Consider the following 20,496-nt stretch of genomic DNA (forward strand, 5'->3'; position numbering starts at 1 on the left):
TGAAGCAATACTCTAGACAAAAAAAGGGGGAAGGAACATTGGCGTGGAATGTCCTTTTATTACGAATGTCCGCCATCTATGGGTTTATTGGAGCATTTCTCGGGTCTCATATGGCAGGAGCAGGATCGTATGCGTTTAAGCCCATTCATGCTCATATTTTAGTAGTTGGTTGGTTGAGCTTATTTGCGTATTCATCCTATTATCGTTCCTATCAAGTACCGAAATCTTCTAAACTGGCATTTGCACATGTATGGACGGCGATGATCGGTTCAATCGGATTAACAGTCGGAATGTGGATGTACAACTTAAATCCATTCAATCTGCCAGGCAGCTTCACGATGGTCTTCTACATAGTAGGAGGCAGTACGCTACTTCTGAGCTTTTTTCTATTTGTATGTATGACATTTAAATATAGTGAGAGTAAGAAGTAAGAGATAGCCTGTTTTCATGATGAAAGACAGGCTTTTTTTTGGGGACTGTGAGTGATTTGTGGATAAATTGTACCTGGTACATATCGTGTGAAATGTACCAGGTACAATCTGGACAATAGGTGCCAGGGACCACTCCACTCATATCCCCAATAAAAAACTCCTCCCCATCTAAATGGAGAGGAGTAATCATACCTTATGGTGACGCTTCACCCTTCTGCTGCTCTTGAAATAAAAACCGGTAGTCCATCGGGTTTTGGATCAAATCTGCCAGGGTGTATTCGTCAAGGACAGAGAGATAGGCGTTTAACGCCTTTCCAAGTACATGCTTTAGTCCGCAAACTGGAGTGATGACGCAGTTGTTGTTTTTTGCATCAAAGCATTCGACAAGGTGGAAGTCTTCTTCTGTTGTCCTGACAAGTTTTCCGATATTTATATCTTCCGGGGATTGTGCAAGCTTGATACCCCCGTTCCTGCCGCGGATCGTTTCGATCAGACCGTTTTTCCCCAGTTCATACGTCACTTTCATCAGGTGATTCTTTGAGATGCTGTAGGCATCAGCGATTTCTTTTATATTAGAGAGTTCCTCCTTTGGTTTAGATGCCAGGAAGATTAGGACTCTCAGTGAGTAGTCAGTGTATAAAGTTAGTCTCATTTATCTCACCTTTCCGATCCGTTATTATTATTATACAGAAGGAAGCATGTTTGTGTCTAAATGTGGCTGTTTTGTTAAAGGTGTATTTTGTATATTGCTTTATGGAAAAAAGAGGAGTACGCTAAAGATGTATTTAAAATATATCTTTAGAGGTGACCAATATGCTATCTCAAAAAACCATTGAAATCGTGAAGTCAACTGTGCCTGTGTTAGAAGTGAAAGGGACAGAAATTACGTCCACTTTTTATAAAAATATGTTTGCGAATCATCCTGAGTTATTGAATATTTTCAACCATGCCAATCAGAAAAAGGGAAGACAGCAAACAGCATTAGCCAATACGGTTTATGCAGCTGCACAGAATATTGATAAGCTCGAGATGATCCTGCCCGTTGTAAAGCAAATCGCTCATAAGCATCGAAGTTTAGGAGTTAAGCCCGAGCATTATCCGATTGTTGGGGAGCACTTACTTCAAGCCATCAAACAAGTACTTGGAGATGCAGCGACAGATGAGATCCTTGAAGCGTGGGGAGAAGCATACGGTGTCATCGCCGGGGTATTTATTGATGTAGAAGAAGAGATGTACCAAGAAACGGAGAACAAAGACGCTGGATACAGAGACTTTAAACCGTTTGTCGTAGCGAAAAAGGTAGTTGAAAGCGATTGCATAACCTCTTTCTATCTTCAACCAAAAGAAGGGGGCAATGTCCCAGCCTACATGCCAGGTCAATATATTTCTGTACGAGTGACCATCCCTGGTGAAGAGTTCACCCATATTCGTCAGTACAGTTTATCAAGCGCGCCAGTGGAAAATCTCTTCAGAATTTCTGTTAAAAGAGAAGCAGAATTTGATCCGGAAGGGAAGGTGTCTAATTTCTTACATGACAAAGTTGCCGTAGGAAGTGAGATTGAGGTCAGTGCACCAGCAGGGGATTTCTATTTAACGGACGCTGAAACACCTGTTGCTTTTATAAGCGGAGGTGTGGGAATCACGCCTATGATGAGTATGCTTGAAACGGTGGCAGGAACGAAGCCGGAACGCCCGACTGCCTTTATTCATGCGAGCAAACATGAAGGGGTACATGCCTTTAGAAAAGATGTCGACGGTTTAATGGAAGAATTAATGAATGGGGAAGCGTGCTATGTTTACGAAAATCCCCGTGACGAATCTCAAGGTCATTTTAAAGGATATGTGAACAAAGAAATTCTTTCACACTATGTGGATGGAGAAACGGAATGCTATGTGTGTGGACCGGTACCATTTATGAAAGCTGTCATCACAACGCTGAAGGAAATGGGGGTCCCTGAATCTAACATCCACTTCGAATTCTTCGGACCAGCCATGGACTTATCGAAGAAGGAAATTGTAAATGTTTAAAAAGCGGATCGGGAATTGGATTTGAAAATAAAATGGGAAAGTTGAAAATAAATGGGCCGAAATTGAAAATAAAATCAGTTTTCGCCTCTCTCAACATTCCAATTTGCCCTCATTTCAGCCAATCAAACGGAAAAACGCCAGGAAATCCTGGCGTTTTGTGTATTTACAGACGATGTTCGTCCTCATCCACCCGGTTTTTAAACGCTTCCTGGGTCACAATCAGTTCTTCATCCCCTGCTGCGTCTTCTGAGTGTTTTCCCTCTGGTGTACTATACTGAGGAAAGTTTCCTGGATGTCCCTTTTTCTTTGATTCGAACGATTTTCCGCGTGCCATGGTATCCACTCCTTTTAATTCGTGATACAGGTAGTTTTTCCAGCACGTACGAAAATATGTGAGATGAATTGTCAGAAAATAGACGTATCTAAAGCATTCAAAGCCGGAGTCTTTTGGATATACTAATGGTAACAAGTGGGTAGTAAACGATACGTCTAAGACCAGCCGCGTCCACTATAGTTTGGAGTAGGAGGGGTAGAATTGGATTTTTCGATGATCATGTCCGAGCAACGAATTAAGAAGGCCTATGAAGAGGGGGAGTTTAAAGAGCTTCCGGGATTCGGTAAACCTCTTAATTTAGACGATGATTTAGGAGTTCCCCAGGAGTTGAAGATGGCCCATCGGATGATGAAGAATGCCGGCTTTACAACAGATGAAATGAATCTCAAAAAAGAAATGATGCGCATAGAAGACTTGATTAAAGCATGCGATGACGACTTGGAGAAGCGGGAGCTGCAGAAGAATCTGAATGAAAACATCCTGAAATACAACGCGATGCTTTCCAGGAAGAGAATCAATACGAATGGTTCCTTATTCAAAAATTATGAGCACAAAATAGAAAACAAGCTCCTGAAATAATGAAAACACCACTTTCAGAAAATGAAAGTGGTGTTTCTTTATTTCTTCTCGGGTTCATCTTTAAATAAGAAGAATGAGATCACTCCGGATAAGAGTGCCGCTCCTATGATGATCATGGTTTTGGCTTCAGAAGGGATTTCAGAGTATCCTTTGCCGATCATCCAAGTCGCTACCACGGCTACGATAAACATGATGGGGATCATCATGATGATTCTTCGTTTCAAGGTGCCACATCCTTTAGTACTCTAATAATGCTTTTAGTTTATCATATTTTACAACTCTACACTGCGTTGAATTCGCTCTGCACTTGTGGCGGTATCTTGAACATATTGAGCAATCATACGGTTATCACCATGAAGGGTCTCGATAGTGGCACTGATTTCTTCGAGTCCTGCAGAGGTTTGCTGAATGACGGCTGCAAGCTCTTTCGTTGATAGTTCGGCTTCTTCGGTTTGGCCTCTTACTTCTGATGCGGTAGAGGTCAAGGTCTTGAACTCGTTTGAAAGGGAATCAAGCTTTTCGCGAAGTGTCGTGAAATACTCCGTTACCTCTCCCGTTGCTCCCACATTTTCATTTAGCTTTTCTGAGCTGAGATTCATGATTTCGACAGCAGAAGAGTTCACTAAGTTAACGGAAGCAAGATTGTCGTTAATGCGGATGGCTGTGTGTCGTGTAATCTCTGCAAGTTTCCGGATTTCATCGGCCACGATACTGAATCCCCGCCCGGCTTCTCCTGCCCTCGCCGCTTCTATAGATGCATTTAAGGCAAGTAAATTGGTTTGGTCCGTAATGTCTTGAATGCTTCCAATGAACGTATTCGTTTCTTCTATTTTGCTTGTTAATTCGCTGAACGTTTGACGTAGTCCTTCAATAATGTTTTTCAGTTCAATCATGTTTTCCTGCAGATATGTGACACGCTCGCTTCCTGAAACGGCGATAGAATTCGCTTGGGTAGAATGAACAGTGAGATTGTTTGAAAGCTTGGAAACCTCCTCCATTTTACTCATCGTCGTTTCCGAAACGGCAGCAATGTTGTTAATCTGGTCACTTTGTGTGACGCTCCCAGCCGATATTTCATTAACGGCGGTTCTCATTTCATCATGTGAGACGAGGTGGGTTTGAATCTGCTCGTTTATTTGATGAATGCTCGTAGAGATGGTCGCTAATTCTGTTTGTAGGAAGTTTCGTTGTTCTTCTTTTTTCATGCTGTCGCTTTCTGTCATTTTGATCAATTCCTGAAGCTGCTTGAATTGATTGCGGTTCAAGTGTATCACCACTCCAAGGACCGTCCCCAACAGAACATAGACAAGCAATGCCGGAATGAATAATTCTGTGAAAATCGGGTCGTTGTCGGGCGCAAGGATTCCATTTAAGATGAACAATGCAAGTCCCGATACATATCCGATTCCAAAGATCACTGGATTAAAGTGAATCGCACTGATGACAGCCAAAAATAATAAGATGACTAATTCTGTGGGATTGGATCCTTCTAAAAATAGCCAGATTCCGATGATGGCATAAACGGTAGGAATGCTGAAATAAACATAGGAATGTGGCTTTTTCAAGATTACTTGCAGCACAATAAAGTATCCTGTAAGAAATAGAATCTGGGAAGCGAAGACGGTTACGGCGATGATTCCTGACTCATTTATGATGGAATACGTGAGGGCTGCGACCAGACTGATGGAATACGTGATCAGGAACAGCAGGTTTTTTCTTTTACTATCGATTTCTTTCAATTGCTCTGGGGTCATGACGTTTTCTCTCCTTTAATAGTGACACCTGTATAGTACATATATCGACAAGATCAGGTAGTACTTCATAACGATTTACGGTAATTTATAAGAAAATTTTGAACACTTTCACCTCTCAATAATTAGAAATTCCATCCGATACTAGTAGTAGACTACGATGAGTAAGGTGGAGCGATCGATGGATAAGACGTCTTTAATAGGAGTCATTTTAGGATTGATAGCGGTTGGAGTGGGGATGGTTTTCAAGGGAGTAAGCCCTGTTGCCTTATTGAACCCTGCAGCCATTTTGATTATTTTGCTTGGAACAGTGGCAGCAGTGACCATTGCCTTTCCAACCCATGAAATTAAAAAAGTACCTAAGCTATTCGGCATACTGTTTAAGGAACAAAAACTGCAGGACCCGAAACAAACGATTCAATTCTTCTCTCAATTAGCAGATCTTGCCCGAAAAGAAGGACTGCTTGCACTCGAGGCCAAAACACAGGAAGTCGAAGATCCTTTTTTGAGGGACGGACTTTCATTAGCGGTGGATGGACAAAGCGCTGATTATATACGGGACGTACTTCATGAAGAAATTGATGCCATGGAAGAGAGACACAGTGCCGGGGCGCTCATCTTTACACAAGCAGGGACCTATGCACCGACACTCGGTGTGCTTGGAGCGGTGATTGGACTTATAGCGGCCCTCAGTCACATGGACAATACGGATGAACTTGGTTACGCGATTTCAGCGGCCTTCGTTGCAACGCTCCTCGGTATCTTCACGGGTTACGTTCTTTGGCATCCATTTGCCAACAAGCTGAAGCGCAAGTCAAAGCTTGAAGTACAGATGAAAATGATGATGGTGGAAGGGATCCTGTCGATCATCGAGGGAGAATCGCCGCGGGTGATTGAACAGAAGCTGGCGTCCTATTTACCGGCAAGTGAACGATTATTGTTATTAAAGGGGGATGAGGATGAGGCGGCGTAAGAAGAAACATGACGACGAGCATATGGACGAGTCCTGGCTGATTCCATACGCTGACTTACTCACCCTGCTGCTGGCCCTGTTTATCGTGCTTTATGCGTCAAGCTCGGTGGACGCTCAAAAATTCAGGGAACTTTCCCAGGTGTTCAGTGAAATCTTCACGGGAGGGACGGGAATGATGGAGTATCCCAGCCCCGTAGCACCTCAGCAGTCGAGCGATCAGGAAAGCAAACAGGCAGCATCTTCAGGGGATGAAGAGGAAAAAGAGAAGGAATTAAGCAAGGAAGAACTTGATAAGCAGGCTTTTCTAAAGGATCAGGAAGAGCTAAAGGAAATACAGGAAAAAATAAATCAGTACATCAAAACGAATAATCTGGAAATTCAATTCGTCACGAAGCTTACCGATGAAGGCTTGCTTCTCACGATTCGGGACAATGTCTTATTCGACTCGGGATCAGCCATTGTCCAAGGCAATGACCTGAGCGTGGCCGGGGAATTATCTGCGCTGCTTGAAATGAATCCTCCACGGAACATTATTATTAGCGGCCATACGGATAACGTGCCCATCAGTAATGCGGAATACGATTCAAACTGGGAGCTAAGCGTCATGCGGGCAGTTAATTTCATGAAAATCATTTTGGACAATCCAAAGCTTGATCCCCAGTGGTTCAGTGCAAAAGGATTCGGAGAATTTGAACCGATTGCCGACAACACTACATCAGAAGGCCGGGGCCAAAATCGCCGGGTGGAAGTGTTGATTCTGCCCAGGGTATCAGATTAAGAAACAGGATCTGCAGTCAGAAGTTGGCTGCAGATTTTTTGTTGGTCAGAAATTGCCGTATTTCCGGGGAAATGAACGGGTTTTGTCGAAAGGACCTTGGTTTTAACCAACTAAATCATCCTCATCCTTCCTCATTTTTAAACAATATGTTTCACACCACCAAATTTAGGGAAAAGTTTGAAAAACCATTTAGAAGTAGTGGCTAATTTTTCAGGAACAGGGGTCTCTATATGCGGAGGAAGGGCATTATACATACTTTTCCACCATCATTTACGCCTTCCCCAACCAACAATTCCAAACCTTAGCCACTGCCTCTACTAAAAGGAGGAGCACGATTGGATACGTTTTTTGACATCATAGGTAAAGTTTCGGCATGGTTATGGGGGCCCCCATTAATCATTGTCCTGGGTGCAACGGGTTTGTACCTGACATTCTTATTGAAATTCATACAATTTCGCTATCCTCTCTACATCTTTAAACAAACGATAGGGAGCGTTTTTAAGAAGCCGAAAGGCGAAGGAACGGTGACGCCGTTGCAGGCCTTGACATCGGCTCTATCGTCCACCATCGGGGCGGCGAATATTGTCGGTGTACCGGCAGCGATCATGTTTGGTGGGCCAGGAGCTGTTTTCTGGATGTGGGTGATTGCCTTAATTGGAATGGCTCTTAAGTTTTCCGAGAGTGTACTTGCGGTCCGCTATCGTGAGAAGAATGAAAAGGGGGAATATGTTGGCGGTCCCATGTACTACATGACGAAAGGATTAAACATGAGATGGCTCGGTGTATGGTTTGCCTTTGCCCTTATGATCGAGCTGATTCCAAGTGTGATGGTGCAAGGGAATGCTGTGGCATCAACGGTAGAAGAAACATTTAATGTAGATGGGCTTATCACGGGCATTGTTGTGGCCCTCATCGTTGTATTAATCGTATTTGGTGGAATAAAGCGTATTGGTAAAGTAACGGAAATATTTGTCCCATTCATGGCTCTGATCTATGTAGGAAGCGCTTTGGTCATTCTATTTATGAACATTGGTGCAGTGCCCGAATTCTTCAGTCTGATTCTGTCAAACGCTTTCCAACCCATGTCCGCAATGGGTGGGTTCGCCGGGGTAGCAGTGGCTGAAACGATCCGTTGGGGATTTGCCCGTGGATTATACTCAAATGAGGCAGGACTTGGAACTGCGCCGATTGCCCACGCTGCGGCACAAACCGATCATCCCGTCAGGCAGGGGCTTTGGGCGATCGTTGGGATCGTGATTGATACGATCATTGTCTGTACGGCAACGGCCTTCGTAGTGTTATCATCAGGGGTGTGGACAGCAGAGAATGCATTGGATGACCCGTCAGCCCTTACGACAGAAGCATTCACAAGTTATTTCGGGGAATTTGGTGGAATCCTCGTTACGATTTCATTGATTTTCTTCGTACTATCGACGATTATCGTCATCGTCTTTTACGGAGCAAAGCAAGCGGAATTCCTATTTGGCTGGAAGGCAGCACAAGGAATCAAGGTTGTATATACGGTTGCGATCGTGCTTGGTTCAGTTGGTGCAGCAAAAGTCATTTGGCAATTCCTTGACTTAGCCCTTGCAGCGATCTTAATTCCGAATATCATTGCGGTTCTTCTTTTAAGTAAAGAAGTTAAGAGGCTTACACATGAGTTCTTTACGTCGGATGAGTATTACATGAAAGACACCGGCAAGGTAAAAGAAAAGAAAATATCATAGTCCAAAAGACTTGTTTTTCCGAGTGGGGAAGCAAGTCTTTTTTTTATGGAATTCTGGCTGCCCTGCGCATTGCGACCTACTTCTGGTTCGTGGATGATTATGGAATTAGTGATAATCATTTTCAATTAGGTGTTGACACCTTTTGAAAATGCAGTATATGATAGTCATGTGCTAAATGATAATGATTTTCAATATCAATGAAATTTAGTAAAATCAATGAAAGTTTTGGGGATAGTCATGAAACAACGTTACCTTTTTATTGCGCTCATCTTGCTGTCACTCCTGTCTTTATTTGTAGGAGTGAGCCATATTACACCGATGGATTTACTTCAATTTCAATCCGAAGAGACACAGATTTTTCTCATCAGTCGATTCCCCCGATTATTGGCGATCTTACTTGCCGGTGCGGGAATGAGCATTGCAGGGTTGATTATGCAATGCTTGAGTCGAAACAAGTTCGTATCCCCTACGACGGTGGGGACGATTGATGCTGCCCGGCTGGGGATCCTTGTATCGATGATTGTGTTTGTAAACGCCTCTTTACTTGAGAAGATGATTGTTGCTTTTGCATTTGCGTTAGCCGGCACATTGCTTTTTATGCAAATACTCGATCGGATCAAGTTCAAGGATGCAGTCTTTATCCCCCTCGTCGGGTTGATGCTTGGGAATGTGTTGTCTTCGGTGACAACGTTTTTTGCCTACAAGGCAAATGTGATTCAAAATATGGCGGCATGGCTGCAGGGTGATTTCTCATTGATCATGAAAGGCCGATATGAACTTTTGTACATAAGCATTCCCATTATGATCATTGCCTATCTTTATGCGAATCGGTTTACTGTCGCCGGGATGGGGGAGGACTTCTCCAAGAACCTTGGTGTTTCTTATCGCAGAATAGTGAATACTGGTCTCGTTCTGGTGGCCCTCATTACGGTGACAGTCGTATTGACTGTCGGGATGATCCCATTTCTGGGTTTGATCATACCCAATATCGTTTCCATCTTTAAAGGAGATCACTTACAGAAGACATTGCCTCATACGGCCTTACTTGGAGCGATCTTCCTTCTTGTCTGTGATATTTTAGGCCGGATTATCATCTACCCGTACGAAATTTCGATTAGTTTAATGGTTGGGGTCATCGGCAGTGCCATCTTCCTATACTTGCTGGTAAGGAGGAAGGCATATGCGTAATCGGTGGAAAATGCTTATTTTATTATTTGTAGCCCTGTTATTTTGCGGGATTTATTTATTCTACGAGCTAAATGGAAGCTATGATTATGCACTGCCTCGACGGGGGATGAAGGTGCTTGCTATGGTCATTACGGGAATCGCAATCGCCTATTCAACGGTCGTATTTCAAACGATCACACATAATAGGATCTTAACACCGAGTATTATGGGGCTTGATTCTCTTTATCTCCTTCTTCAAACGGTGATCATTTTCTTCCTGGGATCGGATCACATGCTTGTCATCAACAAGAATATAAACTTCTTACTATCGGTTGCAGCCATGATTGTATTTGCTCTTATCCTGTATCAATTATTATTCCGTCATAGTAATCAACCCATCTACTATTTATTGTTGATCGGAATCATCGTTGGTACATTCTTTGGAAGCATCACCACATTCCTGCAAGTGTTGATTGACCCCAATGAGTTTTTAATGGTTCAGGATAAGATGTTTGCGAGTTTCAATAACATGAATGCGGATCTGGTTTGGCTTGCCTTTATCGTGGTAACCATCGTGATGATGATTGGCTGGAGGAAGATCCATTACCTGGATGTCATGTCATTGGGAAGGGAGATGTCCATTAATCTTGGTGTGCCTTATGATCGAATGGTGCGTCGTATGCTGGTGATTGCGTCTGTACTCATTGCTGTTTCAACCGCCCTGGTCGGGCCGATTACCTTTTTCGGATTAATCGTCGCAAACTTAGCTTATCAATTCTTCCGGACCTACAAACACAGCATGTTCATTACCGGCGCGGGCTTGATGAGTATCATTGCCCTCGTTGGCGGACAGTGGGTGGTAGAACGGATCTTCACGTTTTCCACGACCCTAAGTGTGATTGTAAACTTCATCGGAGGAATGTACTTTATATATCTTTTGTTAAAGGAGAGTAAAGCCAAATGATACACATTCGAGGGCTATCCAAGTCGTACGGGAAAAAGCTGGTGGTTGAAGACGTGACTGTCACGATTCAGCCTGGTCAAATTACTTCGTTTATTGGACCGAATGGTGCCGGGAAGTCGACCCTTTTATCAATGGTAAGCCGTCTGCTCGACTCAGATAGTGGTGAAATCATACTGGATCAAGCTGATCTCAAGAAAATGAAATCAGATGATCTTGCCAAAAGAGTCGCGATCCTAAAGCAATCGAACTTCCTTAACGTCCGTTTGACGGTGAGAGAACTGGTATCGTTTGGACGATTTCCTTATTCGAAAGGCCGATTAAAGGAAGAAGATGAAAAGGCAGTTAATCAGGCACTTGACTATATGAATCTGGGGGAGTTAGAGGGGAACTACTTAGATGAATTATCCGGGGGGCAAAGGCAGCGTGCTTTCATTGCCATGGTCATCGCCCAGGATACAGATTATATTCTCCTGGATGAGCCCCTGAATAACCTGGACATGAAACACTCCGTCCAGATCATGAAAATTCTGCGCAGATTAGTGGATGATCTGGGGAAGACGGTCGTCATTGTCCTGCATGACATCAATTTTGCCTCGGTGTATTCAGACAGAATCGTTGCAATGAAAAATGGCAGGGTCATAAATGAAGGTTCAACAGATACCATCATTCAAACTCAAGCGTTAAAGGAAATCTATGATATGGACATTCCTGTACAACAGATGAACGAAAATCGGATTTGTGTTTATTTTAATTCATAAAAAAGAGGAGAAAAGATAATGAAAAAATGGTCATTAATAACACTATTACTTACAGTTTTACTAGTATTGGCAGCGTGCGGTTCAAAGGAAGAATCAACGACAGAATCGGAAAGTTCCGGTGGAAACGAAGAACTGAAAGAAATCACAGTCAAGCATGAACTTGGCGAAACGAAGGTTAAGCAAAATCCTGAAAAGGTCGTCGTGTTTGATTTCGGTGTCCTTGATACGTTAGATGAGCTTGGAGTGGAAGTAGCGGGAGTACCGCAAGCAACCATTCCTCCATACCTTGAGAAATACAGCGGTTCTGACTACACGAACGTAGGAAGTTTGAAAGAAGCAGACTTTGAAGCGATCAGCTCCATGAAACCGGATGTGATTTTCATCTCTGCCCGCCAATCGGAAATGTATGAAGAATTCGCGAAAATCGCTCCCACCGTGTATGTTCAGACGGATTACACAAATTACATGGAATCATTCACAAGCAACATGAAAACCATTGCAGAAATCTTTAATAAAGAAGATGAAATGAAGAAGGAATTAGAGGATGTTCAAGCGGGTGTCGACGGTATTAAAGAGAAGACTGGAAGCCTTGATAGCAAAGCGTTGATCTTGATGGGGAATGAAGGGGAAGTCAGTGCATACGGTCCTGGCTCCCGTTTCGGAATTCTCCATGATGTATTCGGATTCAAGCCTTCTGATGAAAACATAGAGGAATCCACTCATGGTCAAAATGTGACGTTTGAATATGTATTGGAACAAAATCCCGATGTTCTGTTTGTGATCGACCGTGATGCTGCCTTTGATCCAAACGCAAGCGTCAAAGATTCAATTGAAAACGAACTTGTACAAAAAACGAACGCCTACAAAAATGAAAAAATCGTCTATCTGAATGGGGGCCCATGGTACCTTTCAGGAGGCGGACTTCAATCGATGAAACAAATGGTTGAAGATGCGAAGGCAGGTTTATAATATGTTTTATCAAATAAAGAGACTGGTAGTGAAAGAGGGAGCATCATCAAAAGTGGTTGAAAGGTTTTCCGGTGAGGGATTAATTGAAAAACAGCCAGGGTTTATCGACTTAAAAGTCCTCGTCAAAAAAGTACGCCGCGGCGACGAAGAAGTGATTGTCATGATTCAATGGGAATCGGAAGCGGATTGGAAAAATTGGGAGAAGAGCCCTGAGCATATTGCAGGTCATAAAGCGAGTGCCGGCAAGCCTAAACCCGACCATATTCTTGAATCGAGTCAACATGTGTATGAGGTAAAGGCAAGTAAATAGTGAAAAGAAGTGTCCTGAGGTATATCGGGACGCTTTTTCTTTTATTTTCCTTCTTGTCTAAATTTAAACAAAAGTTTAGAATATTAACAAAAGTTATTTTTCTTTATAGGGGTGGGAGCTTGTGAACGAAAAAGAAAAGCTTTTGTTGACGTATATTGAGGAAAATCCATTTATGACTCAACAGGAATTGTCCGAGCGAAGTGGGATGTCACGCTCAGCGGTTGCAGGGTATATTTCGAATCTGGTGAAGCAGGGGAAAATCATGGGGCGTGCGTATGTTCTTCCGAAGAAAAACGGGATCACGTGCATCGGAGGAGCAAATATCGACCGGAAGCTTCAGTTGGACGGTACGTTTATTCCTGAAACCTCAAACCCTGCGAGAACAGAGCAATCCAGTGGCGGCGTGGCACGCAATATTGCCGAAAACTTAGGCCGGCTGGGAAAACAGGCCAATTTGATAACGGTTGTAGGCGAAGATACGGAAGGAAGCTGGCTTTTATCTCAAACGAAGTCGTATGCCGATGTATCCGCATCCCAGCGGCTTCCAAATGAAAGCACCGGGGCTTACTCCGCCATATTGGACGAAGAAGGGGAAATGCTGTTTGCCCTGGCTGATATGAACATTTATGAAAGCGTTGACATTGGTTTTATTGATAAGAGATGGGGATTGATTTCTTCATCTGAAATGGTGCTGCTCGACACCAATTTTCCAGAGGATGTACTGAAGTACATCATCCGCAGGTGCCAAACGGAGGGAGTGCCCCTTACGATCATCCCGGTTTCTGAACCGAAAGTGTTGAAGCTTCCTACATCATTGGAAGGGGTTTCCTGGTTCATATGCAACAAAGGGGAAGCGGAAACGTATGTAGGAATGACGATTGAGACAGAGGGCGACTATTTTAAAGCGGCCAAAGCCATCACCCAAAGAGGTGCGGAAAGGGTCGTGATTACACGGGGAGATCAGGGATTGGTCTATTACACTACTTATAAAGAAGCGAGAGCCGTGTTACCTCCCAAAGTTGAAGTCGCTGATGTAACCGGTGCTGGAGATGCCCTTGTTGCGGGAATATTATTTGGCTATTTAAAAGGATCCGATACAGAAGGAGCTTGCCGGATCGGAGTGATCTGCTCGTCCATTACACTGCAATCCAAATTTACGGTGGCACCTACGCTGAACAAGTCCAAGCTTCAACAAGAGTTTAGTCATTACTATTGATTAGGGGGAAATGTACGTGAATATCAACTCATATATTGAATACTCGCAGGAAGTATCAGAAGCCAAAAAGGCAGGAAAGGCAATTGTGGCATTGGAATCAACGATTATTTCTCATGGAATGCCTTATCCACAAAATGTGAAAACCGCTCGTGAAGTGGAGGGTATCATTCGTTCAAAGGGTGCAGTTCCAGCAACGATTGCCATCTTGAACGGGAAGATCAAGATTGGTTTATCTAATGAAGAGCTTGAATATTTAGGACAGGCTTCAGACGTGATCAAGGCAAGTCGCCGCGACATCCCTTATATCCTTGCTTTTAAAAAGGACGGGGCGACTACGGTTGCTGCCACCATGATCTGCGCGGAGCTTGCTGGTATTTCGGTTTTCGTGACAGGAGGCATCGGGGGTGTGCATCGGAATGCAGAAGTGACGATGGATGTTTCGGCGGATCTTGAGGAGCTTGCTGTGACGAACGTGGCCGTTGTCTGTGCCGGTGCTAAATCCATCCTGGATATAGGCTTGACGATGGAATACCTGGAAACAAAAGGAGTGCCTGTTTTAGGATACGGAACAGATTCCTTACCGGCCTTTTATACACGAAGCAGTCCTTTTTCAGTGAACTATAAAGTAGAGACCGCCCAAGAGACGGCTGATATTCTAAAAGCGAAATGGGACCTTGGATTAAAAGGAGGCGTGGTCATCGCTAACCCGATCCCTGCCCAGGACGCACTGGATGAAAACGAGATGAATAGTATCATAGAAAGAGCGTTAAACGAAGCGGAAGAACAACGTATTTCAGGTAAGGAAGCTACGCCTTTCCTCCTTGGGAAAGTAAAAGAATTAACAGAAGGAAAGAGCCTTACAGCCAATATCGAACTCGTGAAGAACAATGCTCATGTAGGGGCAGATATTGCAGTTCATTATGCCAAACTTGCGAAGGTGAAAACCTTCTAATACTGTGAAAATAGGAGAAACCTGGGCAGATGGTTGTGCCCGGGTTTTTTATATGAAATATATTGACCGTTTATATGTTTGAAGAGGTAGGGTAAAATGGTGGTAAATAACGATACAAAAAAGGAAGGTACTATGGCTGATATGCAACCCTATCATGCATTGAGTGTTGACTCGATTCCAGTCCCGGCTGCAATAATAGATGTGCAAGACCAAAATTTTATAGAAGAGAATGAAGAATGGAAAGGTTTGACCCTGCAAGAAGATAATCTTCTTCAGAAAATATTAGTAGAAAAGAATTGTTCCATCCGATTAAATCATTATACCTACAAAGTTAAACGTAAACAGATCGATGAACAAAAAGAATTAGTGATGATTGTTCCGGAGGTGTGTGGAGAGAAGCACGTATCCCATGATTATTCAAATAACTCCCGTTCGGCCATATATGAGTCTCTTATTTATAACACCCCGACTTGTGTTTGTATTCTTGATAACAAAGGGAAAGTAGTGGAGATGAATCAATCCTTTCAGGAGCTGTTTCATATTTCCGATACCGTTTTGGGTGAGTCCCTGTGCAATCAAACACCCCTTCAGAATCAAGCCTTTATCAACTTAGTGATGAACGGAATAAGGGGAGTGAATACGACCGGGGAAGAAGTAACCTTCATGATGGATAATCGACGGAAGATTACATGCAATATTACCATTTCCCCGGCCAATTACAAAAGTGACGGAACTGTAGACAGTGTCGGAATCATCCTTCACGACATCACGGAGAAGAAAAACTATGAAAACGAACTGGTCTCATTGAAGGCGGAACTTGAGAACACACTTCGCCTCCAAAAGACGATCACCTATAAGATTAATAAGAGGGACAATGAATTTGTCATCGAGATGGCGGCAGGGGAGCTATTGAAAAAATTAAATCTGACTCCTTCAAAGGTGATTGGTAAAACCATTGAAGAAGTATTTGATTCCCATCATTTAGGTAAAATCCAACCTAAACTAAAGCGTATTTGGGAAACAGGGGAAGAGTTGACGTATGAGGATGAATACAAGGATTTAGAATATATCGCCTCCATCGTCCCAGTGGTACAAGATGGAAAAGTAGCGGAAATCATCTGCTCCATTTCAGATATTTCCCTGATCAAAGATATTCAGAGAAAACTGATCGAAAGCGAACAAAAGTATAAGTCAATTGTGAAATACAGTCCTGATAATATTTATATGGTTGATACGAAGGGGATCATCCAGGAAGTGAACCCTGCTGTGAAACAGCAATGGAATCATATCTCTCCCTATATGATCGGCAGTCACTTCAGTGAATTCATTGCGGAAGGCAGTAAGAAATCAGCCATCAATCACTTTGAAGTCGCCTTAAAAGGAGAAGCGTCAAGGTTTGTCACCACCTTCGAAAATGGTGAAGGTGGCAAAAGCCATGTAGCGGTCACCAACATCCCGATCCGGGTCAAAAACAAGGTCATCGGAATTTATGGATTCGGACAGGATATCACAGAGAAACTGAAGATGGAAGAAGAACTAAAAGAAGCGAAAGAATTACTGGAAGCGTACTTTGAGCATGCCGGTGATGGAATTGTTCTTTTAGATCCAGAGGGAAGCGTATTGAAGGTCAATCAGCAGTTTGAATCGATGTTCGGTTGGAATAAAGATGAAATTACAGGAAATAAAATCACCTTTATTCACCAGGAAGACCAGGTAGGACAATTCAAACAGAATTTAATGACCATCAAGGCCGGGAAGCGAATAAAGGATTATGAAACGGTGCGGTACCGAAAAGACGGCACGCCGATTGAAATTGCCTTTAACATGAACCCGATCTTAAATGACGATGGAAACCTGATCGGTATTTCAGCCATCATCCGGGACCTATCCGAGAAGAAGCGAAATGAAGACTTACTGAAGAAATCGGAACAGTTAGCGATGATCGGACAGCTCGCAGCAGGAGTGGCCCATGAAATCAGAAATCCGCTGACGACCCTGAAAGGCTTCCTTCAACTGATGAAAGAAAATGCAAAGGATGACTTTTACTTAGGGGTCATCCAGGGAGAGCTCGATCGAATCGAAATCATCACCAATGAATTTCTGGCCTTGGCGAAACCGAGAGCCGTTCAATTTTCCCTGACGTCCTTAACGACCCTGCTCACAAGCTCTGTCGAATTCATTAAGATGGAATGCCTGAAGCAAGGAGTCGATGTAAGGTTCTCCGTGGAAGAAGCGGAAATTTATTGTGATTCCCATCAAATGAAACAGGTCATATTAAATGTCATGAAAAATGCCCTGGAAGCCATGCCAAGTGGGGGTCTCCTCAGTGTTCAACTTGAAAAAGAAGACGGTTATGCGAAAATCTCCATTCAGGATAATGGAAATGGAATCCCGCCTGAGCGAATGAAGCATTTAGGTGAACCTTTCTACAGCACGAAAGAGAAAGGGACCGGTCTCGGATTGATGATCTGCCAAAAAATCATCAAAGAACATCACGGCTCACTATCGATTCAAAGCAATGTATCGGAAGGAACGACCGTTACGATCTTGCTGCCGATTGCAAATGAAAAATAGAATAGAAGAAACTCCATGATGAGAGGGAACTCTTGTCGTGGAGTTTTTTTATTTCCTCGGCTATTGTCGATTTAACTAAGGGAAATCATCCGACAAAAAATGTAAATTCCAGATAAGGTGGACTCTTGAAATGCTGATATTTTCCGGGAAATAGTACGTTCTACAAATTTCTTATTTCTCTTTTCTTTCTTAAGAACTTGTCTACTCGTGGCGATTGGATGAGAGCACATCGCCACGTTTCAACATCCTGGAAAAAGGTTAAAGAGAGAGAAAGAGGTGAGGAGAAATGGAGACAAACGTCTTTATTAGTGGTGGAGGAATCGGCGGTCTGACACTCGGCTTGAAATTAGCGCAGTGCAATATAGACGTAACGGTAGTGGAACGGTTACCAGGTCCAGGTTCCGTATACAAAGGCGAACTCCTCCAGCCAAAAAGCCTGGAAATATTCGATTCATTGGGGGTCATTGACTCCGTCTCCGATAACGGTCATATCATTTCCGATTTGGAACTCATTGAATTGAAACGTGCGAAATCAAAAGCGGAGAACTCCACGATGAGCTACTCGATTCTTCCCAGTCGATACCCTTATTCATTAATGATCCATCATGAAACGTTAAAGGAGATTTTACGAGATAAAGGGCAGGAGTATCCAACATTTCATTATCGATCAAATACAGCCTGTAAGAAAATAGACGGTCACATGGTGACCATCGAGGATCGGAAGACGAAAGAGATACACGAGATTCATAGTGATTTCATTATAGGGGCTGAAGGAAGAAGCTCTGTCACCCGTGACTATATGGAAGTGGATGTAAAGGAAAGAAAGTACAACCATCATTTCTTGACGGTGACGTTTCCACGTCCAAAGGAAATGGTGAAGGGACGTATCATTTCTACATATCAATCATTCCTGGGTCTGTTCCCGTTACCAAACGATGAAGTACGATCCGTTTATCTCATTCCAGCAGGGGAATATAAGTCTCTTCGGAAAAAACCGATTTCAGAATTTCATAAGCTCTATATCCAAATGTGCCCGGATCTCGATGGGTATGTGAACCAAATAGAGGACTGGAAAAAAATTCAGCTGATGGTACCCCTGAAATATCATGCGGAAACCTATGTGAAGAATCATCTTGCCCTCATAGGAGACGCCGTCCACACGGTTCACCCTATGGCAGGAGAAGGAATGAATATGGCGATACAGGATGGGAGCATTCTTGGAGAATTGTTGTGTGATATGTATTCGGCCGGTAAATTAGATCCTGCTAATTTAGAGTGGTACCCAAAGGTCCGGAAAAGAAGGGTGGCCCATCAAATGCATCTCAGTCATTTATCGGCCCTGGTTTATTCATATCCGTATCGCCCGGTTGGCTGGCTGCGAAATAAGAGCCTTCAGCGCATGGAGAGGGATTCGATCTCCCATTACAAGCAGATGCTGAACATATCCGGTCTCGGCATGTGGAGAGAAACCCTGTACGACCGGATGGTCCAGGGGGGAGTGCTTCCAATCAGAAATGATTCGTTAACAGAAGAAGAAAAATCCAACACAAAATTTACTGAAGTTCAGGATTATCCCTGGAAAGGAAAGGAGGCACTACGATGATCGGAGAAATGGTGAAAGTATGGCGGGCAAGAACATGGATGAAAAAGAATGTGCCGTTTCTGTACAGCTGGCACGCTTATGTAGGGTATGAAATGGATCTTTTTGAAAGCTTTACAAAGCCTGCCTCCATTCAGGAAGTTGCGCTTGAAAAAAATATCGAAATGGACCTCCTTGAACAGTGGGTAGAAGTTGGCATCACCATCAAGCATATGAAGCGGGTGGAGGATGAGAAAGTCACCACGAGAAACCGATGGAAGCTTCCGACTCCCAAGAGGGACCCTCATTCGTCAGGTATTTTGCTGAAAGAAATGATGGAGCTTCACATACCGGCCCTCTTGTCGTATCCACAATTATTACGTAATCAAACGAAGCAGCATTTCAATTCCGATGTCCATGGCTCGACTGTAGCCAAAACGTCGATTCTGTTAGAGCGCTTTGCCTTTCCAAAGGTACAGAAGGCGATTAAAAGATACAATGTGAATTCGATATTGGATCTGGGCTGTGGTGAAGGCGGGTATGTGAAAAGAATAGGAGATCGCTATCCTGATAAGAGAATGGTAGGGATCGAGATTCATGAAGCCGTCGCAAAGGCTGCTGAAGAATCGCTCAGTGACTATGAAAATATTGAAATTCTTTGTAAGGACCTCCATGAATATGAACCTGGTCAGCTCTTTGACATGATCATGGCCAATAATCTCTTTCACTATATCGATCCGTCCGAGAGACTGCAATTCTTTGAGAAAGCATCGACTTGGCTTGAAAAAGAAGGCTTGTTCTTTGTTCTGACACCTATGCAGAAATCAAAGCACGGTCAGCAGTTTTCCAGCGCCTTCAACAGCTTCTTCATGACCTTCCAGAACCTGTATCCGATTCCGTCGCAGAAGGAGATGGAGACATTGGCCGCTAAAACAAATTTCAAAGTGGAGTCCGTCGAACCGATCGTGAAAGAAGGCGGATGGTATGTGATGATATTCAGGAAGAACTGATCCTTGTGGTGGGATTGGTTTTTTTGTTTGGGTATGTGGTGCTGGCGTGTGTGGCGGAGGTGTATGTCGGTTTGTGTCGTTTTATCCTTAGTCGATAATAAAAGTGCCGAAGTCGATAATATATCTGGAAAGTCGATAATATATGGGAGTAAAGTCGATAATATAATCCGAAATTCGATAATATTATATAGTGGAAACTCGATAATAAAAAGTTTCGCATCCCCTTTGAAGTACCGCATCTATACACATTTGTCCCTTTCCTTAACCAATATTCAATCGCGAATAATAAAAAACACCGTTAAGGGTGCAATTCTTAAAGCGAATCAATTAAAATAGTTCAGCAGCTGAATATCGGGTATATTTTAACAGTCAAATTCCGATTGAAAATCAACTGTT

The 20,496-nt window shown here is 43.2% G+C and carries 20 protein-coding genes; 16 read left to right on the forward strand and 4 right to left on the reverse strand.

Annotated elements, in window-relative coordinates; translation table 11 throughout:
- Nucleotides 1–38: 38 nt before the first annotated feature.
- Complete coding sequence (locus Q1B03_RS12500) at nucleotides 39–431, forward strand: hypothetical protein (RefSeq protein ID WP_299741598.1); 393 nt, start codon at nucleotides 39–41, stop codon at nucleotides 429–431.
- A 193-nt stretch (nucleotides 432–624) separates the two neighbouring features.
- Here the strand turns inward: Q1B03_RS12500 and Q1B03_RS12505 are convergent, their stop codons facing one another.
- Nucleotides 625–1,083: an Rrf2 family transcriptional regulator gene (locus Q1B03_RS12505; RefSeq protein ID WP_299741600.1), complete on the reverse strand. Its 459-nt coding sequence runs from the start codon at nucleotides 1,081–1,083 to the stop codon at nucleotides 625–627.
- 161 nt (nucleotides 1,084–1,244) lie between these two features.
- Between Q1B03_RS12505 and hmpA the strand changes: the two genes are divergently transcribed.
- On the forward strand, nucleotides 1,245–2,459 hold the full coding sequence (gene hmpA / locus Q1B03_RS12510) for an NO-inducible flavohemoprotein (protein WP_299741602.1): 1,215 nt from the start codon (nucleotides 1,245–1,247) through the stop codon (nucleotides 2,457–2,459).
- Between the two features lie 163 nt (nucleotides 2,460–2,622).
- On the opposite strand, the gene Q1B03_RS12515 is transcribed toward hmpA, so the two are convergent.
- Nucleotides 2,623–2,793, reverse strand: coding sequence for a hypothetical protein (locus tag Q1B03_RS12515; RefSeq protein WP_299741604.1), 171 nt, complete (start codon nucleotides 2,791–2,793; stop codon nucleotides 2,623–2,625).
- 201 nt (nucleotides 2,794–2,994) lie between these two features.
- On the opposite strand from Q1B03_RS12515, the gene Q1B03_RS12520 reads away from it, so the two are divergent.
- On the forward strand, nucleotides 2,995–3,372 hold the full coding sequence (locus tag Q1B03_RS12520; protein ID WP_299741606.1) for a DnaJ family domain-containing protein: 378 nt from the start codon (nucleotides 2,995–2,997) through the stop codon (nucleotides 3,370–3,372).
- Between the two features lie 38 nt (nucleotides 3,373–3,410).
- Here Q1B03_RS12520 and Q1B03_RS12525 read toward each other — a convergent pair whose 3' ends face one another.
- Complete coding sequence (locus Q1B03_RS12525; protein ID WP_299741607.1) at nucleotides 3,411–3,596, reverse strand: histidine kinase; 186 nt, start codon at nucleotides 3,594–3,596, stop codon at nucleotides 3,411–3,413.
- A 48-nt stretch (nucleotides 3,597–3,644) separates the two neighbouring features.
- On the reverse strand, nucleotides 3,645–5,126 hold the full coding sequence (locus Q1B03_RS12530; RefSeq protein ID WP_299741608.1) for a methyl-accepting chemotaxis protein: 1,482 nt from the start codon (nucleotides 5,124–5,126) through the stop codon (nucleotides 3,645–3,647).
- A gap of 178 nt (nucleotides 5,127–5,304) precedes the next feature.
- Here Q1B03_RS12530 and motA point away from each other — a divergent pair, with 178 nt between their 5' ends.
- The 13 genes from motA (at nucleotide 5,305) to Q1B03_RS12595 (ending at nucleotide 20,100) form a co-directional block, all read left to right on the forward strand.
- On the forward strand, nucleotides 5,305–6,096 hold the full coding sequence (gene motA, locus Q1B03_RS12535) for a flagellar motor stator protein MotA (protein ID WP_299741609.1): 792 nt from the start codon (nucleotides 5,305–5,307) through the stop codon (nucleotides 6,094–6,096).
- Nucleotides 6,083–6,874, forward strand: a complete 792-nt coding sequence (gene motB / locus Q1B03_RS12540) for a flagellar motor protein MotB (RefSeq protein ID WP_299741610.1) — start codon at nucleotides 6,083–6,085, stop codon at nucleotides 6,872–6,874. Before motA ends, motB begins: the two co-directional genes overlap by 14 nt.
- A 335-nt stretch (nucleotides 6,875–7,209) precedes the next feature.
- Nucleotides 7,210–8,601, forward strand: coding sequence for a sodium:alanine symporter family protein (locus Q1B03_RS12545; protein ID WP_299741611.1), 1,392 nt, complete (start codon nucleotides 7,210–7,212; stop codon nucleotides 8,599–8,601).
- 237 nt (nucleotides 8,602–8,838) lie between these two features.
- Nucleotides 8,839–9,789: an ABC transporter permease gene (locus Q1B03_RS12550; protein WP_299741613.1), complete on the forward strand. Its 951-nt coding sequence runs from the start codon at nucleotides 8,839–8,841 to the stop codon at nucleotides 9,787–9,789.
- Nucleotides 9,782–10,732, forward strand: a complete 951-nt coding sequence (locus Q1B03_RS12555; protein WP_299741615.1) for an iron chelate uptake ABC transporter family permease subunit — start codon at nucleotides 9,782–9,784, stop codon at nucleotides 10,730–10,732. The genes Q1B03_RS12550 and Q1B03_RS12555 overlap by 8 nt, the downstream gene beginning before the upstream one ends.
- Nucleotides 10,729–11,490: an ABC transporter ATP-binding protein gene (locus tag Q1B03_RS12560; RefSeq protein WP_299741617.1), complete on the forward strand. Its 762-nt coding sequence runs from the start codon at nucleotides 10,729–10,731 to the stop codon at nucleotides 11,488–11,490. The genes Q1B03_RS12555 and Q1B03_RS12560 overlap by 4 nt, the downstream gene beginning before the upstream one ends.
- 18 nt (nucleotides 11,491–11,508) lie before the next feature.
- On the forward strand, nucleotides 11,509–12,459 hold the full coding sequence (locus tag Q1B03_RS12565; RefSeq protein WP_299741618.1) for a siderophore ABC transporter substrate-binding protein: 951 nt from the start codon (nucleotides 11,509–11,511) through the stop codon (nucleotides 12,457–12,459).
- A 1-nt stretch (nucleotide 12,460) separates the two neighbouring features.
- The gene (locus Q1B03_RS12570) at nucleotides 12,461–12,769 is read left to right on the forward strand and encodes an antibiotic biosynthesis monooxygenase (RefSeq protein ID WP_299741620.1); all 309 of its coding nucleotides are present in this window, start codon (nucleotides 12,461–12,463) and stop codon (nucleotides 12,767–12,769) included.
- A 121-nt stretch (nucleotides 12,770–12,890) separates the two neighbouring features.
- Nucleotides 12,891–13,985, forward strand: a complete 1,095-nt coding sequence (locus Q1B03_RS12575; RefSeq protein WP_299741622.1) for a carbohydrate kinase — start codon at nucleotides 12,891–12,893, stop codon at nucleotides 13,983–13,985.
- Nucleotides 13,986–14,007: 22 nt separating this feature from the next.
- Nucleotides 14,008–14,937, forward strand: coding sequence for a pseudouridine-5'-phosphate glycosidase (locus tag Q1B03_RS12580; protein ID WP_299742643.1), 930 nt, complete (start codon nucleotides 14,008–14,010; stop codon nucleotides 14,935–14,937).
- A 96-nt stretch (nucleotides 14,938–15,033) separates the two neighbouring features.
- Entirely contained in the window at nucleotides 15,034–17,511 is a 2,478-nt protein-coding gene (locus Q1B03_RS12585) for a PAS domain S-box protein (protein WP_299741623.1), read from the forward strand.
- 286 nt (nucleotides 17,512–17,797) lie between these two features.
- A complete protein-coding gene (locus Q1B03_RS12590) occupies nucleotides 17,798–19,114 on the forward strand; it encodes an NAD(P)/FAD-dependent oxidoreductase (RefSeq protein WP_299741625.1) in 1,317 nt (438 codons plus the stop codon).
- Nucleotides 19,111–20,100, forward strand: coding sequence for a trans-aconitate 2-methyltransferase (locus Q1B03_RS12595; RefSeq protein ID WP_299741627.1), 990 nt, complete (start codon nucleotides 19,111–19,113; stop codon nucleotides 20,098–20,100). The genes Q1B03_RS12590 and Q1B03_RS12595 overlap by 4 nt, the downstream gene beginning before the upstream one ends.
- The last annotated feature ends 396 nt before the right edge of the window (nucleotides 20,101–20,496 follow it).

Origin of the sequence: uncultured Rossellomorea sp., from assembly GCF_947488365.1 — a bacterium.
Lineage (GTDB): Bacteria > Bacillota > Bacilli > Bacillales > Bacillaceae_B > Rossellomorea.